This window comes from Paractinoplanes pyxinae (genome assembly GCF_026626335.1).
Classification (GTDB): Bacteria; Actinomycetota; Actinomycetes; order Mycobacteriales; family Micromonosporaceae; genus Actinoplanes; species Actinoplanes pyxinae.
In genome coordinates this window covers 125,553-151,679 of record NZ_JAPNTZ010000024.1, presented here as the reverse complement: position 1 = coordinate 151,679, position 26,127 = coordinate 125,553, and the positions used below count along the sequence as shown (strand labels likewise).

At 67.2% G+C, this 26,127-nt stretch carries 24 protein-coding genes and 3 pseudogenes; 14 read left to right on the top strand and 13 right to left on the bottom strand.

Annotation, left to right across the window (positions count from 1 at the left end; all coding sequences use genetic code 11):
• Nucleotides 1-746 precede the first annotated feature (746 nt).
• Complete coding sequence (locus tag OWR29_RS45320) at nt 747-932, top strand: DNA-binding protein (protein ID WP_215784742.1); 186 nt, start codon at nt 747-749, stop codon at nt 930-932.
• A 77-nt stretch (nt 933-1,009) separates the two neighbouring features.
• On the opposite strand, the gene OWR29_RS45315 is transcribed toward OWR29_RS45320, so the two are convergent.
• Both OWR29_RS45315 and OWR29_RS45310 read right to left on the bottom strand, forming a co-directional pair.
• A complete protein-coding gene (locus tag OWR29_RS45315; RefSeq protein ID WP_267569869.1) occupies nt 1,010-2,182 on the bottom strand; it encodes a DNA-processing protein DprA in 1,173 nt (390 codons plus the stop codon).
• Nucleotides 2,172-2,843 (bottom strand): annotated as a pseudogene (locus tag OWR29_RS45310) (ATP-binding protein); the annotation flags it as partial. The pseudogene OWR29_RS45310 and the gene OWR29_RS45315, both read right to left, overlap by 11 nt.
• Before the next feature lie 35 nt (nt 2,844-2,878).
• Between OWR29_RS45310 and OWR29_RS45305 the strand changes: the two are divergent.
• Genes OWR29_RS45305 through OWR29_RS45295 form a run of 3 tightly spaced genes read left to right on the top strand, consistent with a single transcriptional unit; the run spans nt 2,879 to nt 4,394 of the window.
• Nucleotides 2,879-3,469, top strand: a complete 591-nt coding sequence (locus OWR29_RS45305; RefSeq protein WP_267569868.1) for a helix-turn-helix domain-containing protein — start codon at nt 2,879-2,881, stop codon at nt 3,467-3,469.
• Nucleotides 3,466-4,071 carry a DUF2637 domain-containing protein gene (locus OWR29_RS45300; RefSeq protein WP_267569867.1) on the top strand — a complete coding sequence of 202 codons (606 nt, stop codon included), beginning with the start codon at nt 3,466-3,468 and terminating at the stop codon, nt 4,069-4,071. The genes OWR29_RS45305 and OWR29_RS45300 overlap by 4 nt, the downstream gene beginning before the upstream one ends.
• Nucleotides 4,068-4,394 carry a hypothetical protein gene (locus tag OWR29_RS45295; RefSeq protein WP_267569866.1) on the top strand — a complete coding sequence of 109 codons (327 nt, stop codon included), beginning with the start codon at nt 4,068-4,070 and terminating at the stop codon, nt 4,392-4,394. Before OWR29_RS45300 ends, OWR29_RS45295 begins: the two co-directional genes overlap by 4 nt.
• A gap of 39 nt (nt 4,395-4,433) precedes the next feature.
• Here the strand turns inward: OWR29_RS45295 and OWR29_RS45290 are convergent, their stop codons facing one another.
• Nucleotides 4,434-4,730 carry a hypothetical protein gene (locus OWR29_RS45290; protein WP_267569865.1) on the bottom strand — a complete coding sequence of 99 codons (297 nt, stop codon included), beginning with the start codon at nt 4,728-4,730 and terminating at the stop codon, nt 4,434-4,436.
• Nucleotides 4,731-5,058: 328 nt separating this feature from the next.
• Between OWR29_RS45290 and OWR29_RS45285 the strand changes: the two genes are divergently transcribed.
• Nucleotides 5,059-5,748 carry a hypothetical protein gene (locus OWR29_RS45285; protein WP_267569864.1) on the top strand — a complete coding sequence of 230 codons (690 nt, stop codon included), beginning with the start codon at nt 5,059-5,061 and terminating at the stop codon, nt 5,746-5,748.
• 446 nt (nt 5,749-6,194) lie between these two features.
• Here the strand turns inward: OWR29_RS45285 and OWR29_RS45280 are convergent, their stop codons facing one another.
• From OWR29_RS45280 to OWR29_RS45250, 7 genes and pseudogenes are all read right to left on the bottom strand, one after another.
• Nucleotides 6,195-6,494 carry an HNH endonuclease gene (locus OWR29_RS45280; RefSeq protein WP_267569863.1) on the bottom strand — a complete coding sequence of 100 codons (300 nt, stop codon included), beginning with the start codon at nt 6,492-6,494 and terminating at the stop codon, nt 6,195-6,197.
• Between the two features lie 311 nt (nt 6,495-6,805).
• Nucleotides 6,806-7,954, bottom strand: coding sequence for a phage major capsid protein (locus OWR29_RS45275; RefSeq protein WP_267569861.1), 1,149 nt, complete (start codon nt 7,952-7,954; stop codon nt 6,806-6,808).
• Nucleotides 7,955-8,134: 180 nt separating this feature from the next.
• On the bottom strand, nt 8,135-8,635 hold the full coding sequence (locus tag OWR29_RS45270; RefSeq protein WP_267569860.1) for an HK97 family phage prohead protease: 501 nt from the start codon (nt 8,633-8,635) through the stop codon (nt 8,135-8,137).
• Between the two features lie 1,011 nt (nt 8,636-9,646).
• The gene (locus OWR29_RS45265) at nt 9,647-9,883 is read right to left on the bottom strand and encodes a hypothetical protein (protein ID WP_267569859.1); all 237 of its coding nucleotides are present in this window, start codon (nt 9,881-9,883) and stop codon (nt 9,647-9,649) included.
• A 939-nt stretch (nt 9,884-10,822) separates the two neighbouring features.
• Entirely contained in the window at nt 10,823-12,436 is a 1,614-nt protein-coding gene (locus tag OWR29_RS45260; protein WP_267569858.1) for a recombinase family protein, read from the bottom strand.
• 76 nt (nt 12,437-12,512) lie between these two features.
• A pseudogene (locus OWR29_RS45255) lies at nt 12,513-13,436 on the bottom strand (YifB family Mg chelatase-like AAA ATPase); the annotation flags it as partial.
• Nucleotides 13,437-13,448: 12 nt separating this feature from the next.
• Entirely contained in the window at nt 13,449-13,808 is a 360-nt protein-coding gene (locus OWR29_RS45250) for a YraN family protein (RefSeq protein ID WP_267569857.1), read from the bottom strand.
• Between the two features lie 156 nt (nt 13,809-13,964).
• Here OWR29_RS45250 and OWR29_RS45245 point away from each other — a divergent pair, with 156 nt between their 5' ends.
• From OWR29_RS45245 to OWR29_RS45210, 8 genes and pseudogenes are all read left to right on the top strand, one after another.
• Nucleotides 13,965-14,642 (top strand): hypothetical protein, encoded by a 678-nt coding sequence (locus OWR29_RS45245; RefSeq protein ID WP_267569856.1) that lies wholly within the window; start codon nt 13,965-13,967, stop codon nt 14,640-14,642.
• A 231-nt stretch (nt 14,643-14,873) separates the two neighbouring features.
• Entirely contained in the window at nt 14,874-15,776 is a 903-nt protein-coding gene (gene rpsB / locus OWR29_RS45240) for a 30S ribosomal protein S2 (RefSeq protein WP_267569855.1), read from the top strand.
• 32 nt (nt 15,777-15,808) lie between these two features.
• Nucleotides 15,809-16,639, top strand: a complete 831-nt coding sequence (tsf, locus tag OWR29_RS45235; RefSeq protein WP_267569854.1) for a translation elongation factor Ts — start codon at nt 15,809-15,811, stop codon at nt 16,637-16,639.
• Between the two features lie 101 nt (nt 16,640-16,740).
• The gene (pyrH, locus tag OWR29_RS45230) at nt 16,741-17,502 is read left to right on the top strand and encodes a UMP kinase (RefSeq protein ID WP_267569852.1); all 762 of its coding nucleotides are present in this window, start codon (nt 16,741-16,743) and stop codon (nt 17,500-17,502) included.
• Nucleotides 17,503-17,544: 42 nt separating this feature from the next.
• Nucleotides 17,545-18,102 carry a ribosome recycling factor gene (frr, locus tag OWR29_RS45225; protein ID WP_267569851.1) on the top strand — a complete coding sequence of 186 codons (558 nt, stop codon included), beginning with the start codon at nt 17,545-17,547 and terminating at the stop codon, nt 18,100-18,102.
• Nucleotides 18,103-18,170: 68 nt separating this feature from the next.
• Nucleotides 18,171-19,076: pseudogene (locus OWR29_RS45220) on the top strand (phosphatidate cytidylyltransferase); the annotation flags it as partial.
• A gap of 40 nt (nt 19,077-19,116) precedes the next feature.
• On the top strand, nt 19,117-20,295 hold the full coding sequence (gene rlmN, locus OWR29_RS45215) for a dual-specificity RNA methyltransferase RlmN (RefSeq protein WP_267569850.1): 1,179 nt from the start codon (nt 19,117-19,119) through the stop codon (nt 20,293-20,295).
• Between the two features lie 37 nt (nt 20,296-20,332).
• The gene (locus OWR29_RS45210; RefSeq protein ID WP_267569849.1) at nt 20,333-21,430 is read left to right on the top strand and encodes a DivIVA domain-containing protein; all 1,098 of its coding nucleotides are present in this window, start codon (nt 20,333-20,335) and stop codon (nt 21,428-21,430) included.
• 51 nt (nt 21,431-21,481) lie between these two features.
• Here OWR29_RS45210 and OWR29_RS45205 read toward each other — a convergent pair whose 3' ends face one another.
• Nucleotides 21,482-21,715 carry a DUF2631 domain-containing protein gene (locus OWR29_RS45205; protein WP_267569848.1) on the bottom strand — a complete coding sequence of 78 codons (234 nt, stop codon included), beginning with the start codon at nt 21,713-21,715 and terminating at the stop codon, nt 21,482-21,484.
• Nucleotides 21,716-21,841: 126 nt separating this feature from the next.
• Here OWR29_RS45205 and OWR29_RS45200 point away from each other — a divergent pair, with 126 nt between their 5' ends.
• Entirely contained in the window at nt 21,842-23,395 is a 1,554-nt protein-coding gene (locus OWR29_RS45200; protein ID WP_267569847.1) for a Rieske 2Fe-2S domain-containing protein, read from the top strand.
• Between the two features lie 155 nt (nt 23,396-23,550).
• Here the strand turns inward: OWR29_RS45200 and OWR29_RS45195 are convergent, their stop codons facing one another.
• Together OWR29_RS45195 and OWR29_RS45190 are read right to left on the bottom strand one after the other, a co-directional pair.
• Entirely contained in the window at nt 23,551-25,146 is a 1,596-nt protein-coding gene (locus tag OWR29_RS45195) for a phytoene desaturase family protein (RefSeq protein WP_267569846.1), read from the bottom strand.
• A gap of 65 nt (nt 25,147-25,211) precedes the next feature.
• Nucleotides 25,212-26,039 (bottom strand): YhjD/YihY/BrkB family envelope integrity protein, encoded by an 828-nt coding sequence (locus OWR29_RS45190; protein WP_267569845.1) that lies wholly within the window; start codon nt 26,037-26,039, stop codon nt 25,212-25,214.
• Nucleotides 26,040-26,127: the final 88 nt, after the last annotated feature.

Here is a 26,127-nt window from a genome sequence, read left to right as displayed (position 1 = left end):
GCCTGCTCGCGACGATGCCTGCTCGCGACGATGCCTGCTCGCGACGATGCCTGCTCGCGATGGTGCTGGCGCGATGGTGCCGGCTCGCGATCGGGGCTGCTCGCGAAGAGGCGGGATTCAGGGTGAGGGGCCCGCCCGCACAGAGATGTCGTCGTGGTCGGGGAGCGTCAGGAGAGTGTGCCCGCGGCCGCCGTCCCAGGTTGATCGGCGGCCGCCCCCGTCGGCGCTGTTGTGGGCCGGCCTGCGAGGACCCGGTCCGGCAGAGACCGGGTCCTCACCGTGGTCAGCGAAAGGGCGGGAACTGCTGCCCGGCGGCCTCTGGGGTCTCCGCGTCGGAGAGTGGGAACCGCCGGGCAGACAGCGTGACAGGAAGGTGGGATCGCTCCCTGTTCTGCCCGGTCTCATGGGGGGTTCGTCCTGTCTGTACCTCCTTTCGTCGGCGGGGGCTTGTGAGGGCGGGGAAAGGTCTGCGCGGCACGCGGCACCCCGAGGAGGAAAGGGGAGCGGCGGGGCCGGGACGAGGGCGTCGACGCAGGGGGCGGGAAGTCCGCACCGGCAGCGGCGCCAGAGTGACCGCCACGCCCGTCGATGAGTCGGTGCGACGGGGACGGGCGGGGTAGTCTGGCGACGCCTAGTCATGAGGATAGTGTAGATGACATACGACTAGCTGTCTCCTATCAACTTGATGATTGACTAATAGTCTCGCGCCTACGGTCGATCATGTGGCAGCGAAACCGATCCGGCTCATGGGGGCGCACGAGATCCGCATCCGTCTGGGTGGGGTGAGCCGGCAGCGTGCGTACCAGATCACCAGCCGCGCTGACTTCCCCAAGCCGGTGGCGGACCTCGCGCAAGGCAAGGTCTGGGCGACCGACGACGTCGAGGCGTGGATGAAGGTCCACCGCCGAGACCTCGACGACTCCGAGGACTGATCCCCGCCGGGCGCGCGCGAGCGCCCGGCCACACGGGCGACCGCGAGGCGCCCGCCTTTGTGCTGCCCATGAACGCCTCACCGGGCCTTCGGGCCGAGCGCCACTCCGGCCTCGCGGCGCTCGACCAGCCCGCTCAGCTCCAACAAGGACAGCCGCCGCAGCACGGTTCGCAGCGCCAGCCCGGCCTTGACCGCCAGTTCTTCCGGGGTGGCCGTTCCGCGCGGCGGCACCGCCTCGAGCACCAGTGCCGATTCCTCGTCGAGCCCGTCGCGCCGGTGTTCGGGTCCGCGGGCCGGGTCGCTCTGGTACTCGCCGATGCGCCCGACCGCTTCGAGGACGTGGGACACCTCGGTCACCAGCGTCGCGTCGGGCCTTTCGCGCAGCAACGCATGGCACCCGACCGACATGGCCGAGGTGACCGGCCCGGGCACCACCATCGCGGGCCGGCCCAGCGCCAGCACCCGGCCCATCGTCTGGATCGCCCCGCTGCGCGCCGCCGCCTCGACCAGAACGGTTCCCGCCGTCGCGGCCGCGATCACGCGGTTACGGATAAGGAAACGGTGCCGCAGCGGGGCCGTCCCCGGCGGCCATTCGCTGACCAGCAGCCCCGACTCGGCGATCTGCTCGAACATCGCCGTGTTGCCCACCGGATAGGGCCGGTCGACCCCGCAGGCCAGCACGGCCACTGTCCGCCCGCCGGCCGCGGACGCCGCCCGGTGAGCCGCCGCGTCGATGCCGAACGCGCCGCCCGAGACCACCGTCCAGTCGTGCGAGGCCAGCCCGTAAGAGATTTCTGTCGTCACGTGGATGCCGTAGCTGGACGCCGCCCGCGCCCCCACCACCCCGACCGAGCGGGCCAGCGCCTCGCCCAGCGGCCACGACCCGCGCACCCAGAAGCACAGCGGCGGCCGCACGTCGGCGTTGACGCGGGTCCGCGCGTCGTCGAGCGTCAGAGTGGCCAGCGCGTCGACCCGCTGCGGCCACTCGTCGTCGGACGGCACGACGATCCGCGCGCCCAGGCGTTCGGCCCGGCGCATGGTCAGGTCGGCCAGCCGCCTCGGGTCCAGGTTGGCCGCCTTGGCCAGCGCGGCCGCCCGCAACGAGCGGTCCTCGACGTCACCGTTCAGCAGCCGCTGCAGCGCCGCCACGGCGCCGCCTTCCTGCACGAGCGCCCACACCGCCCGGTTGCCCGGCTCGGCCAGCCAGGTGAGCGCCACCCGGGCCGCGCGGTCCTCGTCGTCAGCGGGCATGGCTTTCTCCCATTCGCAGCTGGATGGCCTCACTGACCTCGGCCCGGCCCGGCCGGTCGCGACCGTCGAGGTCAGAAATCGTCCAGGCCAGACGCAGCACTCTGTCGAAGCCGCGGGCCGACAGCAGTCCTTTGTCGAGCGATTCGCGCAGGTCGGCGGTGTCGCCGGGCGGCAGCCGCCACGGGGCCCGGCGCAGAACCGGCCCGGGCACCTCGGCGTTGAGCCGCCACCCGTCCGCCGACCAGCGCCGGGCCGCGGCCGCCCGGGCCTGGGCCACCCGGGCGGCGATCTGGGCCGACGAGGTGGCCGGCTCGGTGGACGTGGTCAGCTGGGCCGCGCTCAGCGGGGCCAGGGCGAGCCGGATGTCGATGCGGTCGAGCAGCGGGCCGGACAACTTCGCCTGATAGCGCCGCCGCACGGCCGGCGCGCATGTGCAGTGCTGGTCACCGGCCGGGCTGGCGCAGGGGCAGGGGTTGGCGGCCAGCACGAGTTGCACCTGAGCCGGGAACTCGGTGGTGCCGCGGCTGCGGGCGATCACCACCCGGCCCGTCTCGAGCGGTTGCCGCAGCGCCTGCAGCGTGGCCGACGGGATCTCGGCCGCCTCGTCCAGAGAGCGAATTTTACTCCGGTCAGACAGATTGACCCCGGCTAAGCGTTGCAGCGCCGCCGGGGTCCGACGGGAACAGAGGCCCCGCCATGACGCAGCCTACCGGCTCAACACCGACCCACCCGCTAGCCGCCATCCGCGAACTGGTCCGCGACACGCAAGACCTCTCGGCGAACGAACGGCTCGTCCTGATCGTTATCGCCTCGCACTCCAACAGTGAGGGCGACGCCTGGCCGTCGGCTCAGAAGATCGCTGACACCGTCGGATGCTCCCTCCGGACCGTTCAGCGGGCCGTAAGCCGCCTCCTCGAAATCGGCCGCCTGGCCGTCCGCCGGGTCGCTGGAATCGCCTCGAACGTCTACCGGGTTCTTACGTCAGCCCCGCCGGCCACTACGTCACCCGAGATTCCGGCTACGACAAACGGGGCCGCTGTTACGACAGCCAAGGTGTCACCCGAAGTGGTGAAGGGTTCTGAAGATGTGAAGGGTTGGCGACGCTTCCTTCCCTCCGGGACCAAAGCAAAGACAACAGGAGCACCGAAGAGCGGCTACCCCTACCCGGAGAAGCGGGGAGCGGCGTTGCCGCCAGAGAAGGGCTCTCAGAGGTGTTCGCGGCACGTCGGACAGCTAGCCCACAACTGCGCCCCCTGCCGTAGCGAAGCCCTCGGCGGTGTCGCGTGAAGCGAGTCGATTGGGTTCGGGTCGCGGCCCGAGGTTCGGCCGCCGTCGTCGCCCTCGTAGCCGGGGCATCCTCGTTCCGGCACATCGCAGACGTTGCCGTGAAGTACGGGGAACACCCTGCCGTTGCCTACTCTCTGCCGTTCGCGATCGACGGTCTGCTGATCGTGGCAACGACGGCCACGATTGAGGCGAAGCGGAACAGCCGCTCGATTCACTGGTCCGTCCGTCTGGCCTTCGCGTTCGGCATTCTGGCGAGCCTCGGAGCGAACATCGCAAGTGCCGACCCCTCGACCGGGGCCCGCGTCGTCGCGGCCATCCCTGCCGTTGCGCTCCTGATCGCGATCGAGGTTCTGACCCGATCGGGGAAGCCTCTCGGGGACGTTCCGGCGGAACAACCGACCCCGATAGCCAGCGAAGATCAACCCGAGGAACCGAAGCCGGTCGAACCTGTCCGGCCTACCGTCAGGAGGCGGCCGGCGGCCGAGACTCGACGTCTCGTCGCCGTGATGCAAGCGAAAGAACCGGCCCTCACGAGGGAGCAGATGGCCGACCGACTTGGAATCTCGGTCCGTCGGTTGCGAACCGTGATGGCGGCAGCATGAGCGAGAGGGATGGGTTAGGCATGGGTCGGGCTGAATGGATCGACCACGACACGCTCTTGATTCCGGCGGTCGCGATCGACGAGGAGTCAGGGGCGATCGGTCACGCACGGATCGAAGTTCGCGAAGGTGATGACCTGTGGGATGAGTGGATCGAAGAGGCCGAGAACGCGCGGCCCGAGCCGGGGTCAAAGCCAATGAGTGACAAGTTCCTCTGGTCCGACGATGCGCCGCCGGCCATCCTCAACGCTTGGGAGCCGCCGTTCGACGAGGACGACGAGAAGCCCGACAGCGAAGGCCAGGGCGACAGCGGAGAGCAGTACTAGACGACGGAGGGCGGCACCCCCGTGCCGCCCCCAATATCGCTAGGGATCATCACCACCTTCCGCCGAGATCAGTTCGGCTGACTCGCCGTCGGGCGAATCCAAAGGTGATGGCGTTGCTTGCCCCTCGATGGTGAGCGGTTGTTCCTGCTCATCAGTGTGAGGGACCCGGTACTTGACGGTTACTTCCAGCTTGAAGTACGTGGTCAGATCGGCAATCACGCTGATCATGAAATCTACCGGTCGGTTACTGGTGTTCGCCTTGAGTATCCAAGCCAGGCCGACGAGTAGAGCGATGATCGCGAGGAGAGCCCAAATCCACGTTTCGGGCTCTCGCACGTTCTGACGACGCTAGCGGCCGGGCTTCACGTCGAAGCCAGCCCCTTCGCGAATCGTTCTGGCATTGACTCGATCAACATAGGCGATCTCCATCCCTAGCAGGCAACGCGCGCCTGTAGCGCTTTCCCCCTAGTAACGCAGTCAGTGGCGAACAGGCCGACTGCGCCCCGAACACCTATACATGCCCTCCAAACCTTGGCCGGGCGGCCAAGGTCCTGCATGCTCGCCAGATAGGCTGGCGACAGGTAAGAAGAGTTTTGCACAAGATCGCTAGATGTAGCTGCGTCGCTGCCTTCGGCGAGTCGCCCCTGTAAGTCACTCTGTTCGCATGCTGCTACTCGTCCCCACCCCGTCCCCTTCGTTGACGCCGGCCACGGAGTCGGCCTCCTCGGGCACGAACGCAACCTTGATCGCCGTCGTTGGCATCGTCGGCACCCTGCTCGGTGTCTTGATCACGCAGTGGCTCACTAGCCGGCGGGAGCGGGAGAAGTGGCAACTCGAACGGGACCGAGATCAAGAGCGCTGGGACCGTGAGGCGGAGCGTGAAGAGAAGCGATGGGAGCGGGAGCGGCAGGAGCGACAAGAGCAATGGCATAGGGAGGACGCCGCAAGACTGCATCAAGATCGCCTTGCGCTGTATTCAAGTCTCCTGGCAGCGGGTTTAGCAGTCAGGCGGCAGGTGGTCGGGTGCTGGCTAGAAATGTTTCAATCGCACCCTCCAACGATTGGCGACGTAAATAAGAAAATAGCGCAGTCCATTGGTCCGAAGGCAATCGAATTCGCCGACATCCTAACGCAGGCTCGCATAATTGGATCGCCTGCCGTCCTTCAGGCAGCCGAGACCTTCTGGAAAGAGGTTAGCGAACTGTACGCACCGCCGAAGGGGCTCCTAAACCCTCCGCGCGTCACCGACGTGAAGGAAGCGGTGCTGAACTTTGGAGGACGCCAAGAGGACCTTAAAGCCAAACTGACCGCGCTCGAATTAACGGTTCGCCGCGACATCGGCAGCGACGGGTGAGTACTTCCTAGTCGCCACTGGCGAACTCACACTTAGCCGAGCAGAAAACTCCCCGGTCGAAAGTGACGAAGGCGAACCGGTAGAAACCGAGTCCGCATCCATCGCAAGTGTCGACGGCGTAGCCGAACTCTTCGAGCCGTCGTAGCAAGTTGGGCGGAATCTCTGCCCCTGCCCGGTAAGCCTTCGTGGCCGCCAGGGCGAGCCTGTCAAATTCGCTCACAAGTACCGCCGTGTACGCGAGAGGTAGAGGTCCGCCTTCGCGGCGACAGATACGGGACACTGTGAAGCTTCCCGTCGACAACAAGAACACCGACCACTGAAAGAATCCTCGTAGGCGCGCTCGATCTCGGCGGGTGTTCGAGGCTCGTCGTGGGTGCCGGCCGTAGCCGCCTCTTGGATCTTCCGGGACGCTTCCATCGTCCGGGCGAGGTAGTTCTGAAAGATGCTCACGCGGCACCCTCCCTCTTCGCCTGGTCGAGCAAGAAGAGGGCGAACTTCCGCCAAGTCTCGTCTTTCTCTCGTCGGGTGTTCTCTTCCCTGCTCACCACTTGAAGGTGGGCAACGTTGACGCAGTTCCGCCGCCTGCAAAGATGGTCAATCGTCTTACCCTCGATATCCATACCGGCTTCGCGTGCTGCGATCCGATGGACGTAGCGGGTACGCCCATGCTCCCGAATCTGCCCGTATCCATTTGTGGTCGACCCCCAATAGAGGTGACAGCCGCCGTCGAGTGCGGGCAGCTTCACGATGCGCTCATTGATGCGATCGATCGCAGGTCGAGGCGAAGTCATACGAAGTCTCTCCAAGCTGTCATAAGAAAATAGGATGTGAGAAGCAAAAAGAAAGGAAGCCCGGGGCCGAAACCCCGGGCAACCCTCACCCGCAACCACACCAACCAGACCGGCACGCCCTGACAAGGCACCGATAAACCCGCGGCCCCTCATTGGGAGAAAGGGCCACGGAAAACAAAAGAGAAGGAGAAACCCCAAAGTGCGGAAGGCTGCACCCGGGGTCTCAATCCCTCTAAACCGCTAGCCAACCATCTAGCGGTTAGTCATTAGGAAGCGGCGGCAACAATCTTGACGCAGCTAGTGGCCTCTGCCGCTTTCACGCCAGCGATTCGGTGAGTGAGCCGCCACGACGTCACGTCCGAGTCAAACTTGTAATCGACCGACTTGCTCAGAGCAAAGTCGCGACGGATACCGACATACAGCCTGGTCCCATCCGCGACGAACACAGTCCGGACGGGGACATTAGCCGACGGGAGAATCGGGAGGCCCATTGCCGAACGGATCGGGTCGCCCGACGGCGTACCAGCGAGGTAAGCACCACCGCTAGCGCCGTTCTCACGAGCCTTAACCAGGGCTGCCCATTGGAGCGGGTGAGCCCAGATTACGGTGGGCATGCCGCCCTGCGTAAGGATCGAGACGTACGCATCGATCACATCGTCCCAGCGGACAGCGGTGACGCCGGCCGCAAGGCTCATCGCCGTCGAGTTAGCGGCCAGGGAAAGGCCCGCAAGGTCGTTGGTACCGGTGCCAGCGAACAGGCTCCGATCGACCTTGTTGGTGAGGTCGCGCAGCATCGTCGAGCTGACGAGGTTCGGAACATCGACGGCGCTGTCCTCGATAACCTCGGAGCTAGCCGTGAAAAGCGAAGCGAACTTGATCGGGTCGAGAGTCGGACCCGCGAAGGTCAGAGTCCCTTCCGCGATCTGCGCACCCTCAGCCGTGTAGGCAGGGTCCGACGAGGTAGCCAGCTGAGGGATGGTGAACTTCGCGTTCGAGAACGGAACGACGTTGAGACCAGGAGCGGCCATAAAGACGCTCTGAGTGCGGAGCTTGTCGATCCACTTGTTAGAGACGCCGGCCGGAACCGAGTAGCCGCCGGCCGAAGGGGTGCCCTCATTGACCAGGGCGCGCCACTCGTCGTTATCGGGGATGAGACCCCGCCATTCGGCCTTGTCAGGCTGGTTGCCGCCACGGAAAGCGGCACCAACCGTCATCAGAGCCGCCTCACGGTTCCGCCGGTCAGTCTCGGCCTGGTTCCGCTTCTCCGCCGCCGCCTGCTCAACGTCAGGGGAGAGGCTGTCAAGCGCCTGGTTACGAACCTCGGTAGGGAGTTCGCCGTTGTCGGAGAGCGTCAAGAGGTTTTCCGCCAGCTTGGCCGTCTTCTCGGCCAGGGCGTCAGTGTTGGTCTTACTCAAAGGGTTTCCAATCGAGGGGTGACCCTCGGCCGCGCGGGTGGCCGTGCGAGGGCATGTTCGCTCTGCCTCACATCGAGGGAGGGCAATAAAAAAGGCCTCACCAATTGGTGAGGCCCTAAGGGATATTCAGTTGTTTTGAAGTTAGAGCGGGAGCCGCTAAGCGGCGGCCTAGCAGCCGTCTTATGCGGCGGCTGACTCCGAATTCAGGTAAGCGGGGTAAGTCACAACACTTACGTCAACAAGAGTCATTTGAGTGATGCTGCGAAGCGGTGTCGAGCCGTCGTCTGAAACTGACCATTCTTGGCCGTCAAGCTTCACGCGGAAGCCGAAAGAGCTTTGGCTGATATCGCCCCGCTCAAGCGATAGCAGGAGGTCACGCACATAGCTAATACGCTCGTCGGCGTCGACCTCGTAATGCAGACCGGTCGAATCTTCGGCCATGCGAAGCGTTCCGGCACGATTGCGGCCGAGAACGAAATTCGGGTCATGGTTGAAAAGGGCGCGCACGTCGTCTTTAGCGATCGACTGCCGGCTACTGCCCTCAATGATCTGCTCCCGGAAGCCGCCCAAGTCTTGCGACAGGCTTCGGAACTTATAGGCGTAACCGATGATCAGCCGCCGGCCGGAACCGGCGGAACGGTGCTCGACCTCGGACCGAAGCGTCCTGCGCTCGATCTTCAAGGGCGTTTCCTTCAGTGGTGCTGATCGGGTTGAAAGAGTCCCGATTTTGCCAACCGCTCGGGACAACACGGTTCCTGCTCTCGCTACGGCTCCCACAAGCCGAGTGCGTGAGTGGCAAGCTATGGCCCCGTTGTGCCGACCGTGGGACTGACGGTCTTTCTACGCGCTGGGGTGCCAGTGGATTAAGGCAGCCGTACGCTTGTGGCTCTTCCCGCGATTCGTTTAGGCACACTCGGGAGCGATGTGTTCGGGTATTTCCGCAAACAGGAACCCGGAACCTGCATTTCATCAAGATCACTCGTATAGACGAGTGCGGCCCGACCGCGACAATGTCGCGTCAAGCCGTGGCGTGATGACGGCAACCTGTTCAACGTCAATTCAGGTCCGGACCCAAACCATCACGGCCTAGTCCCGTCCCTCTTTTTGATGTTGAACATTAGAAACCTTCGATCACTAGACCCCGCATGAGCGGGGTCCTCCCGTCGCCAATGACGGGAAGTCATGGTGAGCCGTTCAAGCGGCCTCGTTGAGAACGTCTCGACGAAACATGGCTCGCTGAATGGCGGCCTGGCGGTCGAGGTGTGGTTTGCTGTTCGCGGCGTACCGGGCCGCTCTAGCCGTCTTCCGGCAAGCGTCGGAACAATAGCGAGGGATTCGACCGGTCGATCCGTCGCGGACGACGGGGAGGCCGCAGATCCAACACTCGCGATTCAAGGTGCCCTCCTCGGGCTTTTCAGTTGTCACGGGGGCGGAAGTGCTCCCCATACTTACTATCCGAGCCGCAACGCGGAAACCTCACCCGGAAATCGGGTCACGTTTCGGTCACGGTTACGAGCGACATTTTGGCCCTTCACATATTCCATCCGGTTTTAAACGGCACTTCCTCAACCAGAAAAACGGTTACGTTTTGGTTACTTTTCCGACCACACCAACCTGGGCTGCACCCCGCTGGCTCACACGGGGCGTAGGCGGAGGGTCCCCTAGGGATTGGCCCAAAAGTTTTGAGGGGGCCTACCCCTCCTCGCCTACGGGGTCCGACCATGACGTCTTGCGCCCCTGGTCGTCGCCGGGGTCTTCCAACGTCAGCCGGTACACCTTGCGCCGGCCACCCGGGTCCGTCGCCAGAAGGCCTACTTGGTAGCCCCATGGGTCCGTCCAAGCGGGCTTCACCACCTCGAAGGACCAGCCCTCTACCCGCTCGCCGTTGACCAGGCGGCGTAACACCTCACCGAACACCGGTTCGTTCATACGTTCGATGCTGCCACCTCTGAGGGGTGGCTAGCGAGGGTGTGGATAACCACGGCACATCCCGCCCGTGGCCGTGGGTTGCCGACGTAGGAGGCGTAGAGGGAACACCACCTATAGGGAGCCGCGACGGTAGCGGCTCCTAGACGACGGACTAGCCGTCTCTGTCCGTCGAGGTTGAGAGTGGAGCTAGGCCGCTCCTAGGCGGCTATAGCTCCTGGCCTGTTCCCGCGAGGGAACACTAGATAGTTCTTCTATAGATAACCCTTTGAGAGGGTTATCTGAGAGGGTTGTGTTACCGCCAAGGAACAGGGGGTTGTTCCCGTTGGGGAACAGGCAGCGCCAGGGCGTACTCATTAACGTCGCCGGAAGCCTTACCGCCCTCGCGGACTAGGCGGAGCCAACCCGACTCGACCAACTGTCGGACGTACGGGTTCACCTTCGGCCGCGTAATGCCTACTTCCACGGCGATCCTCGATTGCGCCGGCCGAATATCCCGCCCGGTTTCCGAGGTGGCGTAAGTGCTCATCACGTAGGCCACCGCTAGAGCCGTCTTAGAAACGCCTCTAGACTCCCTGATCGCCTTTTGCCATACCCATACCGGGACGTTGGATTCTGAGGGCTCTACGGCCCTCTCAGGGGCTTTTACGGCCCTTTCCATGTCGCACGCTTCGTAGGTCAGAGGGCACACCCACCATGCGTCTTCGCCGAATGGCTCCAACTCGGCATCGTGAGAGCAGGTGGGAGATAGGTAGTCGGCCGCCAGGGCGAGAGTCGCAGAGGGCATACGGGTACTCCGTGAGGTTGGGGTTGGTCGATCGTAAGTCCGCTCTCGGGTGTCACTTCGCAGGTCGATCACATCGACCCCGCTTCACTTTGCACCCGACGGACACAGAGAAAGCCCCCGTCGGTTAACTACCGGCGGGGGCTGTTTACACGCTGTCAGTTAGTTGGTGAGGCCGCCGTTTTCGCGGCGTGTTCGAGGGCCCGCCGTTGCATGTCGGGGCTCAACTGAACAGTGATGCGACTCGCTGTCTCGGATGGTGCGGCCAGGTCGACAGGTGCCGGCCGTCCCATGGCTTCCCAGATGTTCGGTTGCTTCGGAGGCTCCGCGAACACAATCACCTTGACCCCGGCCGCCCGTAGATCGGCCGCCCGTTGGGCCGCAGTCTCAAGGCTGTTCCACCGGTCGCGGTAGGTCTCACCCGTCGGCACCTCGACCCACTCGTCCGGCTTCGACGGCTCCGCCTCAAGCTTCGCCCGCTTCGCCTCAAGGTCGCGGTACATCTGCCGGAACTCCTCGGAGCCACGGTCACCGGAGTAAAGGCCGGCGGCTCGATCCTCCCGAAGTTCACGTAGGGCCCGCTCGATATCGGCAAGCCGGGAGGCGTTGTTGTTGCCAGGGACGAACTCCCGACGAGTCAGCTCAAGGTCACCGACCCAACCTAGGAAGAATTCCTCGACGGCAGACTCCAACTCGTCTGCCCGGATCGACTTCGTGTTGCCACGGGGGCAGGGAACGCTTCCATCCGACCGAGACGAACACCGGTAGTAGAAGTGGTTTCGACCCTGGTTGCGGTAGAGGGGTCGGCCGCACTCGCAGTAGGCCACCCGAAGGAGCGGCGAACCGCCGCTACGGTTGCCGGCCCTCTTATTGCTGTTGGCGTCCAAGGTGTCTTGCAACTCCTGCCACTCGCCACGGGTCAGGAGCGCATCCGCCCGTTCAAGTGGCATCCCCTCATCGTCACGAACGAGGCGCGTCACTTCCTCTTCGCGGCCGTCGGGAAGCTTCCGCTTCTCTGTGATCTCGGCGTACCCCAACAAGGTGTGAGACCGGAGCATCCGGAGGAGGTTGCCAGGTCGCCAGCGCGTACCCCTAGGCTCCCGACCCGCCCTCACGGCTTGGATGTCGATGGACGTCGGAACCTTCGAGTCATTGAGCCAGCGAACGACTGAATTGGTGGACTGCTTCTCGACGACGATCCGGCGGACGATCTCTTTCACATAGCCGGCCGCTTCAGGGTCGATCTCCAACCGCCAACCTTCGCCCTTCTCGGCTTTGGCCGAGACGTAGCCGTACGGGACGAAGCCGCCCCGCCAACGGCCCACCTTCATCAACTTCGCGAACGTGCCTCGCTGCCGCTGTTGGATCGCTTCTAGTTCGCCCTCTGCGATCGCCGCAAGGATCGCCATGAGGGCCCGTCCGATCGGCGTACTCAAGTCGAACTGCTTGTCCTCGACAGGCACAACAGACTTGCTGTGACTCTCGGCCCACTTCAACAGGTCGAACGTGTGGAAGAGCCGGCGGGACAGCCGGTCGAGCTTCCACGCCGCGATCACGTCGTACTCGCCGGCCTTCGCCGAGGTAAGCCAGGGGCCGAGACTCGGCCGGTCGAACGGGGACACGCCACCAGAGACGTCTAGGTCTTCGGCCCACCCGATGATGGTGTGACCCTCGTACTCGGTCCATCGCTCGATCGCCTCACGCTGCCTCACGATCGAGGTCGACTCATCTTTGTCCCGCGACAGCCGAAGAACACCGAGAACCCGCGCCACTGACCGCCACCCACCTATCTCTTAGAGCCGTCGTCGGCTCTGGATCTGCTAGGGTAGCTGCTCGGAGTTATAAAGGCTCTCTCGCATCGTCGAGGAAGAGCACGCCTCGATGGGCCAGCGACAGGGCGCCCGGCCGGGCCAGCCCGCTGCCGCCGCCGACAAGGGCCGCAGAAGAAGAGGTGTGATGAGGCGCCTGGAACGGTGGCCGGCGCACCAGCCGGCCGTCCGGCGGCAGCACGCCGGCGATCGAGTGCAGGGCCGTCACCTCGAGCGCGGCCGCGTCGTCGAGCTCGGGCAGGATCGTGGGCAGACGCTCGGCCAGCATCGTCTTGCCGGCCCCGGGCGCGCCGAGCAGGGCCAGGTGGTGCCCGCCGGCCGCGGCGACCTCGAGGCCGTAGCGGCCCATCTCCTGTCCGGCCACGTCGGCCAGGTCGGGGCCGGGCGGTGGCGGCGCCTGGTCGGCCGGCGGCGGCTCGAGCAGCGCGACGCCGTCGCGGACGAAGTCGACGAGCCGGCGCAGGCTGTCGACGGCCTCGACCGTCACGCCGGGCACGACGGTGGCCTCGCGCGCGTTGGCCAGCGGCACGATCACGTGGCGCAACCCCGCGCCGGCCGCCGCGGCCACCATGGGCAGCACGCCGCGCACCGGGCGGACGGCGCCGTCCAGACCCAGCTCGCCGATCAGCACCACGCCTTCGAGCGCCGCCGGCGGCAGTTCACCCGCGCTGACCAACATCGCGGCGGCCATCGCAAGATCAAAGGCGCTCCCGTGCTTGGGCAGGGCGGCCGGCAGCAGGTTCACCGTGATCCGCCGGTTGGGCCAGCTCTGGCCGGAGTTGACCACGGCCGCCCGCACCCGGTCGCGGGCCTCGTGCAGGGCCGTGTCGGGCAGCCCGGTCAGCACAACGGCGGGCAGGCCGGGGGAGAGGTCGGCCTCGACCTCGACGACGTGCCCGGTCACCCCGAGCAGACCGACGCTGAGGACGCGCGCGTAGCTCATCGCCGCGCCCGATCAGAACGCCGAGCGGATGTGGGTGACCTGCTCGGCGCCCTCGGCCGGCACCAGCACCTCGACCACGTCGAAACGGATCTCGTGAGAGTGCAGGCCGGTCTCGTCGAGCCAGCGGAGGGCGAGTTGCCGCAGCTTGCGCACCTTCTTATAGGTGACGGAAGCCGACGGCGGCCCGAACAGGTCCGTACGCCGGGTCTTCACCTCGCAGAAGACGATGTTGTCGCCGTCGCGCAGCACCAGATCGACCTCGCCGTCGGCGCAGCGCCAGTTGCGGTCGAGGACCACGAGGCCCTGCGCCTGGAGGTGCTGGGCCGCGAGTCGTTCGCCGTACGCCCCTACCGCCTGCCTTTGCGTCGTCATGGCGCCCAACCTGGCTCGGCCGGGCCCCGCCCGCATCCGGCCGATAACAAGATCTGTGGACAGAGCGCAACTGTGGAAAACCGCTCTGTCACCGTCCAGGTGTGTTATGGACCCAGCGGTGGCGCCCGTGTCCCCGGTCACTTAAGTTTCGAGATCGTGGAAGGACGCCGCTACGCCGATGACGCCGAGCCCAGCTGGTACTCCGGGCCGGGCCAGTACTCCCGCTCGCCCGAGTCCGAGATCTCGGGTTCGATCCCCGCCAACCCGTACGACTCGGGCATCCACGAGCGGCCCAGCGGCGCGTTCCGGCTCCCGGATCAGCGGGCGGCCGCGACCACCGGCAGCCACGCGCGCCCGCCCGAGCCGGAGACCCGGATTCCCGTACGCGGCCCCGAGTACCCCACGATCCGGCCGACCAGCGACGCCGTGCCCCCGATGGCGCCGCCGATGACGGCGCCCTCGATGACGCCGCCGCCGATGGCGGAACCGACCGCGCTCGTCCCTCCGATCACCCCGGAACGGGCCCCGGACAGGAAGGAGAGCGTCTACCAGACCCGCCGCCCGGTGACCTCGGTCATCGTCGCCATCGTCATGGTCGTCCTGATGATCCCGGTTGTCCGGTTGCTGTTCGACGCCACTTTCACCGGCAACCCGGACGCCCGCGGCATCGTCCCGGCCGTCCTGCTCACGCTCGGCTTCACGCTCACCGGCATCGGCCTCTACTCGGTGGCCCGGGGCGGCCCGATCGCGCGCGAGGCCTGGCTGCGTCCCCCAGTGGCGTACCTGCCGGCCGGTTTGGTCCTGCTGATCGCGGCCGGTCTGGCGGTGGCCTGACCGCGGACAGGGGTCCGGCGAAGCTTGGCGTATGCTGGTTGACGGCGACCGCCTCGTGCGGTCGACCTCGCGTGCCCTCTGTCAGGTCCGCCCCCGTAACGGGAGCGGCGCCGGCAGCGACGGCCCTCCCTGGTCTCGATCATCTCGGGTCCGACCGTGGCCGCCGACCGGGCACCAGGACGCGCGCCGCCGGCGCGCGTGACAACCAGGGAAAACAGGGAGCAACCCACCATGGCCGTCGTGACCATGCGCCAGCTGCTGGAGAGCGGTGTCCACTTCGGGCACCAGACCCGGCGCTGGAACCCGAAGATGAAGCGCTTCATCTTCACCGAGCGTAACGGCATCTACATCATCGACCTGCGCCAGACTCTCGACTACATCGAGAAGGCGTACGCGTACGTGCGTGACACCGTCGCCGAGGGCGGCCACATCCTCTTCGTCGGCACCAAGAAGCAGGCGCAGGAGGCCATCGCCGAGCAGGCGACCCGGGTCGGCCAGCCGTACGTGAACCACCGTTGGCTGGGCGGCATGCTCACCAACTTCCAGACCGTTTACAAGCGGCTCCAGCGCATGAAGGAGCTCGAGGCTCTGGGTGACCTGACCGGCACCGCCGCCGGGTACACCAAGAAGGAGACCCTCCAGCTCTACCGCGAGAAGACCAAGCTCACCAAGACGCTCGGTGGCCTCCGGGACATGACCAAGACGCCGTCGGCGATCTGGGTCGTGGACACCAAGAAGGAGCACATCGCCGTCGACGAGGCCCGCAAGCTGGGCATCCCGGTCATCGCGGTGCTGGACACCAACTGCGACCCGGACGAGGTCGACTTCCCGATCCCGGGCAACGACGACGCGATCCGCTCGGCCGAGCTGCTGACCAAGGTCATCGCGGCCGCCGTCGCCGACGGCCTGATCGCCCGTTCCGGCCGGGGCCGTGGCGGCGCCGACGAGAAGCCCGAGCCGGGCACCGTCGCCGCCGGCGAGCCGCTGCCCGAGTGGGAGCGGGACCTGTACGAGGGCGCCGAGAAGAAGGCCGCCGACGCGCCTGCCGCCGAGGCTCCCGCTGTGGAGGCTGCGGAGGCTGCTGAAGCCCCCGCCGCCGAGCCCGTGCCGGCCGCCGCGGCTCCCGCCGAGTAATTCTCCGACGAAGCTGACATCGAGAGAGAGTCATGGCTAACTACACCGCCGCGGACGTCAAGAAGCTCCGCGACCTGACCGGTGCCGGCATGATGGACTGCAAGAAGGCGCTGGACGAGGCGGACGGCGACTTCGACAAGGCCGTCGAGTTCCTGCGCATCAAGGGCGCCAAGGACGTCGGCAAGCGGGCCGGCCGCACCGCGGCCAACGGCATCGTCGCCCACTCCGGCAACGCGCTGCTCGAGCTCAACTGCGAGACCGACTTCGTGGCCAAGACCCCCGACTTCGTCGCACTGGGTCAGCAGCTGGTCGAGCTCGGCGAGCAGAACAAGGTGGCCGACGCCGCCGCCCTGCTCGAGGCCAAGCTGGCCGACGGCAAGACGGTCGCCGACACGATCCAGGAGTACTCGGCCAAGATCGGCGAGAAGATCGTCCTGAACCGGTTCGTGATCGTCGACGGCACCGTCGCGGTCTACCTGCACCGCAAGGCGCAGGACCTGCCGCCCCAGGTCGGCGTCCTCGTGCAGTACGAGGGCAAGTCCGACGAGGCCGGCGAGGACGACGCCCGCGCGATCGGCATGCAGATCGCCGCGATGCGCCCGCGCTTCCTCACCCGCGAGGAGGTGCCGGCCGACGTCGTCGACTCCGAGCGCCGCATCGCGGAGGAGACCGCCAAGGAGGAGGGCAAGCCCGAGAAGGCTCTGCCCAAGATCGTGGAGGGCCGGGTGAACTCCTTCTTCAAGGACTTCGTCCTGCTCGAGCAGTCCTCGGTCCTCGACAACAAGAAGACCGTGAAGCAGGTCGCGGACGAGGCCGGCGTCAACATCACCCGGTTCGTCCGGTTCGAGGTCGGCCAGGAGTAAGCGGGCCGCCTACGGGAGCAAGGGAGGCCGGGTACGCGATTCTGCGTCCGGCCTCCTTCTCCCATAAGGTCTCTGCTGAACATGAAGGGAAGGCGGGTCTCATGACGTTGGTGACCGAGCAGGCGATTGCGGTTGACGATCCGACCCCGCCGCCCACACGGCCGCGCCGGGTCGTGCTCAAACTGTCCGGCGAGGTGTTCGGCGGCGGCGCCGTGGGCGTCGACCCGGACATCGTCCAGGGCATCGCCCGGCAGATCGCCACGGTCATCCGCCGGGGCATCCAGGTCGCCGTCGTCGTCGGCGGCGGCAACTTCTTCCGCGGCGCCGAGCTGCAGAAGCGCGGCATGGACCGCAACCGCGCCGACTACATGGGCATGCTCGGCACGGTCATGAACGGCCTGGCCCTCCAGGACTTCCTGGAGAAGGAGGGCATCGAGACCCGCGTGCAGACCGCCATCACGATGGCCCAGGTCGCCGAGCCCTACATCCCGCTGCGCGCCATCCGCCACCTCGAGAAGGGGCGGTGCGTCATCTTCGGCGCCGGCGCCGGCATGCCGTACTTCTCCACCGACACCGTCACCGCCCAGCGCGCCCTCGAGATCCACGCGGACGTCGTGCTGATGAGCAAGAACGGTGTCGACGGCGTCTACAGCGCCGACCCGCGCATCGACCCCGATGCCAAGAAGCTCGACCGTCTCACCTTCCAGGATGTGATCCAGCGGGGCCTCCGGGTGGCTGACCAGGCCGCTTTCAGCCTCTGCGAGGAGAACAACCTGCCCATGCTGGTCTTCGGCGCCCAGGGCGACGACACCATCGTCCGCGCGGTCAGCGGCGAGCGAATCGGCACTCTGATCACCGCCTGAGAAACCCGTCCCCACCGAAGAAAGCAAGGAGGCGAGAAGAGCGTGATCGACGAGACCCTCTTCGAGGCCGAGGAAAAGATGGAGAGCGCGGTCGAGCACGCCAAGGAGGAGTTCGCCGCGATCCGTACCGGCCGGGCCACCCCCGCCATGTTCTCGAAGATCGTGGTGGACTACTACGGCGCGCCCACGCCGGTGACGCAGATGGCTTCGGTCGGCATCCCCGAGCCGCGCATGGTCATCGTCAAGCCCTACGACGCGTCCCAGCTCGGCCCCATCGAGCGGGCGATCCGCGACTCGGACCTCGGGGTCAACCCCAACAACGAGGGCACCCAGCTGCGCATCCACCTGCCGCAGATGACCGAGGAGCGCCGCCGCGACATGATCAAGGTCGCGCGGAGCAAGGCGGAGGAGGGCCGGGTGGCCATCCGCAACGTCCGCCGCAAGGGCAAGGAGCAGCTGGACAAGCTGGTCAAGGACGGCGAGGCGGGCGAGGACGACGGCCGCCGGGCCGAGAAGGAGCTCGACGACACGACGCACAAGTACGTCGCGGTCGTCGACGAGCTCCTCAAGCACAAAGAAGCCGAGCTGCTCGAAGTCTGATGTCCTACCTCGATCCGCGTGCCGGGCAGAGCGCCGGCGACGACAGCACCGTGCCGGCCTGGCACGCGGGCGAGGACGCCCAGACCAGCCAGCTTCCCCTGGTTCCCGCACCCGTCCCCACCACCGAGCAGAAACCCGGCAAACGTCGCGCCGGCGGCCGAGCGGGCCGTAACCTTCCGGCCGCCATCGGCGTCGGGGTGGGCCTGGTTCTGGTGGTCCTCGGCTCCCTGGTCATCTGGCCCGACGCCTTCCTCGGCGTCATCGTCCTGGCCTCCGCGGTCGGCGTCTACGAGATGGTCCGCGCCCTGCGCGCCTCGGGCGCCGACGCCCCGCTGATCCCGCTGGTCGCCGGCTCGGTGCTGATGGTCGGCCTGGCCTGGCACGACGGCCCCGACGCGCTGCTGCTGGGCCTGCTGGTGACGGTGGCCGCCTCGGTGATCTGGCGCATCGCCGACGGCGCGGCCGCGTTCCGCCGCGACCTGGTCGCCAGCATCATGATCTCGATCTACGTGCCGTTCCTGCTCAGCTTCGGCGTGCTGCTCCAGCTGCCGGACGCGGGGGAGGACGGCCGCTGGCGGGTGCTGTGCACCCTGCTGGCCGTGGTGCTTTCCGACACAGGCGGCTACGCGGTCGGCGTCTTCCTGGGCAAGCACAAGATGGCCCCCTCGATCAGCCCCGGCAAGACCTGGGAAGGCTTCGCCGGCTCGGTGCTCTCGGCGGCCATCGGCAGCTCGCTGCTGCTGTACTACCTGCTCGAGATCCCCTTCTACTGGGGTCTGCTGTTCGGCGCGGTGCTGTCGATGGTCGCGGTCGCCGGTGACCTGGCCGAGTCGATGCTCAAGCGCGACCTCGGGCTCAAGGACATGAGCAACCTGCTGCCCGGTCACGGCGGCCTGATGGACCGTCTCGACTCCATCCTGTTCGCCGTTCCCACCGCGTACCTGCTCTTCGCCCTGATCGGGGCGAACACGTGACCCGTACGCATTCCGCCGAGCGTGCGAGACTGGTTGTGCCATGACGATTCTTCCGGTCATCCCGACCAGCCCCGACCAGCCCGACGAGGTCGCCGTCCGGCGTCGCCCGTCGATGCCCCCTCGCCACCTCGCCGACCTCGACCTCGCGGCCCGCCAGGCGGCCGTGACCACGCTGGGCGAGCCCGCGTTCCGCGCCAAGCAGCTGTCGACCCACTACTTCGGGCGGCTCGTGCGTGACATCGACGAGATGACCGACCTGCCGGCCGCCACGCGCGCCCGGCTCACCGACGACCTGCTGCCCACGCTGCTCACGCCCGTACGGGAAATGGCCTGTGACGACGGCGCGACGCGCAAGACGCTCTGGCGTCTGCACGACGGCGCGCTCGTGGAAAGTGTCCTGATGGGCTACCCCGACCGGGTGACGGCCTGTGTGTCGAGCCAGGCCGGCTGCGGCATGGCCTGCCCGTTCTGCGCCACCGGCCAGCAGGGCCTGACCCGCAACCTGTCCGTGGCCGAGATCGTCGACCAGGTCGTCTATCTGGCCGGCGTGGCCGCCAGCGGCGCGGTCACCGGTTCACCGCCGCGGCTTTCGCGCGTCGTGTTCATGGGCATGGGCGAGCCGCTGGCCAACTACCCCCGGGTGATCGAGGCGGTGCGCCGGCTGACCACCCCGGCCCCCGAGGGTCTGGGACTTTCGCAACGGCACATCACCGTCTCCACCGTGGGTCTCGTGCCCGCGATGCGCCGGTTGAGCGCCGAAGACCTGAACGTGACTCTTGCGCTGTCCCTGCATGCCCCCGATGATGATCTGCGCGATGAGCTAGTGCCCGTCAACCAGCGCTGGAAGGTGGCCGAGGTGCTCGATGCCGCGTTTGAGTACGCGGCCCGGACAGGACGCCGGATCTCGATCGAGTATGCCCTGATCAGGGACGTCAACGATCAGCCCTGGCGTGCCGACCTCCTCGGCAAGCTTCTGCGCGGCAAGCTGGCGCATGTGAATCTCATCCCGCTGAACCCGACTCCGGGCAGCAAGTGGGATGCGAGCCCGAAACCGGTCGAGCGCGAGTTCGTCCGCCGGCTGCGTGAAGCCGGGGTGTCGACGACAGTCCGCGATACCCGGGGCCGGGAGATCGACGGCGCCTGTGGCCAGCTGGCCGCGGGCGAGCTCACGGAAGCGAGCGCTGGGGGCGCCGCAGCCGCAGCGGAGGTGGCACAGTGACTGGGCTCAGGTCCCAGCGAGTGGAGTGGGAGACGTTGTGACGAGTCAGGGGCAGCGTTTCCGGCGGCGTGCGCTGCGCCGCGGCTACAAGGTCGACGAGGTCGACACCTTCCTCGACCGGGTCGAGGCCACCCTCGCCGGTGAGCAGGTGGGCCCGCCCGTCGGCGCCCAAGAGGTGCACGACGTGGTCTTCCGGGTGCGCTTCGGCGGTTACGACGAGTGGCAGGTCGACCTCCACCTCGACCGGGTCGAGCGGCAGCTGGCCGAGCTCGAGGACCGCGGCGGCCGGGGCGCGCCCGCGCCCGACCCGATGCGTGACTCGCTGCGCGGCGGCCTCTCCACCGGCACCTTCGGCGGCGGCGGCCCCAAGCAGGGCCTGGGCGCCGCGATGAGCGGCGGCGCGGGCGGGCGGATGGCCCCGCCGACCGAACGCCTGCCGGCCCCGCCGATCCGCGACGACCGGTTCCAGCCGCAGCAGCCCCCGCAGCGGGGTCAGATGCAGCCCGACCCGTACGGCGCCGGCCGCTACGACGAGCCGACCAGTTACGGCCAGCCGCAGCTGCCGCAGCGCCCGCAGCAGCCGCCGGCCTACGACCGTGACCCGCGCGGTTACGACCAGGGCTACGACAACACGGGCGGCTTCGACTCGCCGCCCGGCGGCTTCGACGGTTTCGAGGCGGGCCGGCACGGCAAGACCGACATGACCGCCGAGATCCGCATGCCCCAGCGCGAGCAGGACCCGCGCGGCGGCTACGGGGGCCCGCCGATGAGCGGCCCGCCCATGAGCGGCCCGCCGATGGGCAACGCCCCGATGAGCGGCCCGCCCGGTGGCTACGGCGGCCCGCCGCAGCCCCAGCTGCCGCCGCCGATGGGTGAGCCCGGCGGCGAGCTCTACCGGGTCGACCAGCTGCGCCGCACGTTCCAGCCCCGGCGCTTCGGCAGCGGCTACGACCCGGCCCAGGTCGACCGGCTGTTCGGCGGCATCCTGGACGCGATGACCGGCCGCGGCCCGATGCCGGTGCCCGAGAACGACCTCGACATGCTGCAGTTCGGCCTGGTGCCCGGCGGCTACTTCGAGGCCGAGGTCGACGCCGCGCTGCGCGAGGTGAAGGACATCCTGACCCGCCGGCGGTGATACGGACAGCAAAAAGGCCCGCGGCGACGCGGGCCTTTCCGTTGAGAAAAACTAGTGGTCTTCGGGCCGCAGGCCGCTGCGCCGCAGCACGGCGTCGACGATGAGCGCGCCCACCAGGCCCAGCGCGAAGACGACGATCCAAATGTTCTCGGTGTTGCCCTCGTGGTTTCCCCAGAAGAACATCAGCAGGATCACGGCGCAGACGATGGCGCCCTTGCGCCCGCGCTTGCGGTTGCCCGGCTTGAGCTGGTCAGGGGCATACACCGGTTCTTGATCGGCAGCCACGCCTAGGTCCTTCCTCTCCAGGCCGATGTTTCGCGTCCAGTTTCGCACGCCGCCTCCGCGCGCGGCCCACCAACCCGGACCCGGTACCTTCGATGCGGTCGGGTTCTTGGATCGAGGGAGTAAACGGTGCGGATCACAGGCACTGGACACGCGAGCATGCGGATCGACACCGCCGCCGGCAGCATTCTGTGCGATCCATGGGTGAATCCCGCCTATTTCGCCTCATGGTTCCCGTTCCCCGACAATTCGCTGCTGGACTGGGAGACGCTGGGCGACGTCGACTACCTCTACGTCTCGCACCTGCACCGCGACCACTTCGACGCCGAGCACCTCAAGCGCTTCATCAGCAAGAAGGCGACGGTGCTGCTGCCGGAGTACCCGACCAGCCAGCTCGAGGACGAGCTGCGTGAGCTCGGCTTCACCAGCTTCTTCAAGACCAGGTCGGACGAGGTGCACGAGCTCGACGGCGGCCTCAAGGTCATGATCCAGGCCCTGATCAGCCCCACCGACGGCCCGATCGGCGACTCATCCCTGTGGGTCGAGCACGACGGCGTCCGCGTCCTCAACCAGAACGACGCCCGCCCCACCGACCTCACCCGCTTCAACGAGCTGGGCCAAGTGCACGCCCACATGCTGCAGTTCAGCGGCGCGATCTGGTACCCGATGGTCTACGAGCTGCCCGACGCGGCCAAGACGGCCTTCGGCAAGCAGAAGCGCGACCGCCAGTTCGACCGCACCTGGCGCTACATCGACGACCTGAAGGCCGACCACGTCTTCCCGATCGCCGGCCCGCCGTGCTTCCTCGACGACACGCTCTGGCAGTTCAACGACATCTTCGGCGACGAGGGCAACATCTTCCCCGACCAGTCGGTCTTCATGGAGGAGTACGCCAAGGTCGGCGGCACGAACGGCATCGTCCTGCTCCCGGGCAGCGTCACCACGCTGACCGAGAAGACCGCCGAGACGACGCATCCCACGCCGGTCGACGAGTTCTTCGCCAACAAGCAGCAGCACCTCGAAGAGATGCGCGAGCGCAAGGCCCCCGTCATCGCGGCCGAGAAGGCAAGCTGGCGGCACCCCGAGATCGACGTGCTGGGCGCGCTCAAGAAGCGCATCGAGCCCCTGCTCGAAGAGTCGATCTACATGGCCCAGGGCGTCGGCGGTCCCGTCCGCTTCGACCTGACCGACTCGTTCGGCCCCGACGGCGAGATCATCGAGTCGATCGTCGTCGACTTCCCCGGCAAGCAGGTGCGCCCCTACAACGACGAAAAGGTGCGCTACCGCTTCAAGACCGGCCGCGCCCTGATCGAGCACCTGATCCACATCGACGAGGGCGACTGGGTCAACAGCCTGTTCCTGAGCTGCCGCTTCTCGGCCGCCCGCATCGGCCAGTACAACGAGTACGTCTACGCGTTCTTCAAGTGCCTGAGCGAGGAGCGCCTGCAATACGCCGAGGGCTGGTACGACGAGCACGAGAAGGCCGTCGAGGCCGAGGACACGCAGCTGGGTGATTGGACTGTGCAGCGTCGCTGCCCCCACCTGAAGGCCGACCTGAGCCGTTTCGGGGTCGTTGACGGCAACGTGCTGACCTGTCAGTTGCACGGCTGGAAGTTCGACCTCCCCAGCGGAAGGTGCCTGACCAGCGTGGGTCACAAGATTCGCGCGGAGAAAAATTCGTAAGAGCTTGATGTCGTAGCGGGGTGGTGGGTACAGACCGTCGCTCCCGCCGAGGGCCCGGGCGGGCTTCGCTGGCCGCTGGCGCGTCCAGAACGCGAAACCCACCCGGGCGACGTGCGTGAGTGGTTGCGCTCGAAAAAGCAAATCGCCGTTCGGGATCAGCTGTTCAGGTCGCGGAGGATGCGCTTCGCGACGTTGTGGCCGGCGGCACCGATCACCGAGCCGGCCGGGTGAGCGCCCGCCGAGCCCGCGTACAGCCCGTCCAGCCCCGTGAAGTACGGCATGCGTTCGTTGAAGGCGACCGTGTTGTCCACGTGGTGGATGTGGCCGCCGGTGATCCCGAAGTGCTTCTCGATGCCCGGCGGCGTCAGCGGCATCATGTCGACGACCAGATCGCGCGTCCCCGGGGCGTACCGCTCGCAGATGTCCAGCAGCTTGTCGACATAGCCCGGCAGCTCAGCTTCCCAGGACGATCCGGCCGGCGAATAAGGCACCGACTGCACGAACAACGCGGACGAGTGATTCCCCGCAGCGTCCTGCAGCGACGGATCAACGGTCGTGTGCAGGTACCACTCGATCGTCGGCTCGTCCGGCAGCCGTCCGGCCTGGACGTCGGCCCACATGGCGCGCAGTGCGGCCATCGGCGAGTCGGTGCCGGCCACGCCGGCCAGCCCGGCCGACCCCGGCAGCAGGTGGATCGTCGACCCGAACGGCGACGCCGTACCCGGCGGGAGGCAGCTGAACGACGGCAGTCCACGCAACGCGAGGTTGAGCTTCAACGTCGTTCCGGTGCGCTTCACCGCCGCCATCCGTGTCGTCAGCGACGACGGCAGCGCGTCCGAAGGCACGAGGGACATGAGCTGGTACGGGTCGCAGGAGCCCAGCACGACCCGGGCCCCGATCGAGCGCCCGTCGGCCAGCACGACCCCGCTCGCGGCGCCGCCGTCGACGGTTACTTCCGACACCGGCGTACCCGTGAGGATCTGGGCTCCGGCCGCACGGGCCGCATCGGCGAAGACGCGCGAGACAGTGCCCATGCCGCCCTCGGCGATCATCCAGGTGCCGTCCGAGCCAGGCAGGCGGCACATGTTGTGCACCAAAAAGTTGTGACCCGTACCGGCGTCGTCAGGGCCCGCGTTCAGACCGGACAGGCCGTCGGTCACCGCGTACATGCTCATCAGCAGTTCGCTTTTGAAGCCGAACCGGGTCAGATAGTCGGCCACGGAGCCACGCACGAGGTCGACGAACGTGCTCTGCAGCTGAGGGCGGATGAAACGGTCGGCCGTCTCTTCGACGCTGCCCGGCTCCTCGAGCCAGGCCGGCGCCAGGTCGGCCCGCAGCGCGCCGATCTCGACCGCCAGCTGCTCGTCGGCGGCGACGTCACGCGGCGAGAAGAAGTGGGCCAGCTGCTCCCGGGTCGAGGCGTGGTCGCGCCCGAAGAGCAGGTAAGGCGAGCCGGCCGGACCGGGCGTGGGCAGGAAGTAGTGCGGGTCGCGGCGCAGCACGGGGATGGTCACGTCGAGGGTGCGCAGCAGCTCGGGCGGCATGAGGCCGAGCAGGTAGGAACCGGTGGAGTGGCCGAGGCCGGGCGCCTGGGCGAACGGGTGCTCGGTGCGGGCGGCGCCGCCGATCACCTCTGAGGCCTCGAGGACGACGACGCTCAGGCCGGCGCGGGCGAGCAGGACGGCGGAGACGAGGCCGTTGTGGCCCGCTCCGATGATCACTACGTCGGACCGGGCGGGGAGGGTGGTCATGACGCTTGAGGGTAGCGCGGGTGTACGTGAAGTTTCTTCAACTGTTCGTACGTGAAGAAATCAGTTCAAGATTCACGTCGGATCTGGAACGCGCTGGCGCTGCGGGTGGCCGCATACCCGGCCAGCACGATCACGTGGAACAGGTACAGCCACAGGCCGACCGCCACCATGCCGCCGATCTCGTCGAACCCGCCGAACGGGGCGCCCAGGTTGATGGGCAGCGAGCAGAAGAGCACGAAGCCGTGCAGGAAACCCGACAGGTTGGCCGCGGTGAACGACCCGACCAGGATCGTCGACAGCCAGCGGGGCCGCCCGGGCGCCACGTAGCGGTAGACCCAGATCACCACGGGCGTGAGCACCAGCCAGGCGGCCAGGAAGGACAGGACGACGCCGAGTACGGAGTACCAGCCCCCGCGAACCCAGAGCGAACTCGTCGAGGGCAGCGCCAGGAACATGGCCAGCAGCAGAGCGGGCGCCGCAGCCATCAGCGGGAGCCACAGCAGGCGGCCACGCCAGCCGACCAGTGGTTCACCGCCCGGCGTACGCAGGGAAACGAACGCGCGGCGGAGCCCTTCCCCGTACAGCGTGGCCGGCAACAGGCTGGCCAGCGCGAACAACGGCGTCAGGTGCAACCCGGCCTCGATCAGCGCCGACAGGGCCTGCGGCGCCCCGATGGCATCCGGCAGCGCCGCGATGGTGTGCCCGGTGAGCCGCCGTACGCGATCAGGCCCCGCGATCCACCCGGTGATCCACACCGCCAGCAGAGCGATCGGCACCACCGCGATCCCGGCGTAGAACGTCACCGCCGCCGCGTGCAAGGCCAGATCCCGCCCCTGGAGCGACCGAAACGGCGCACTGACGACCCGGCGCGCCCGCGCCACCCACCCTGGCATGCGCCCCTCATACCCAGATATCCACAGCCCGACCCGTTATCCACAACCGGGCTTCGACGGGGCCCGGCGGTACGCTGACTGCGGCACG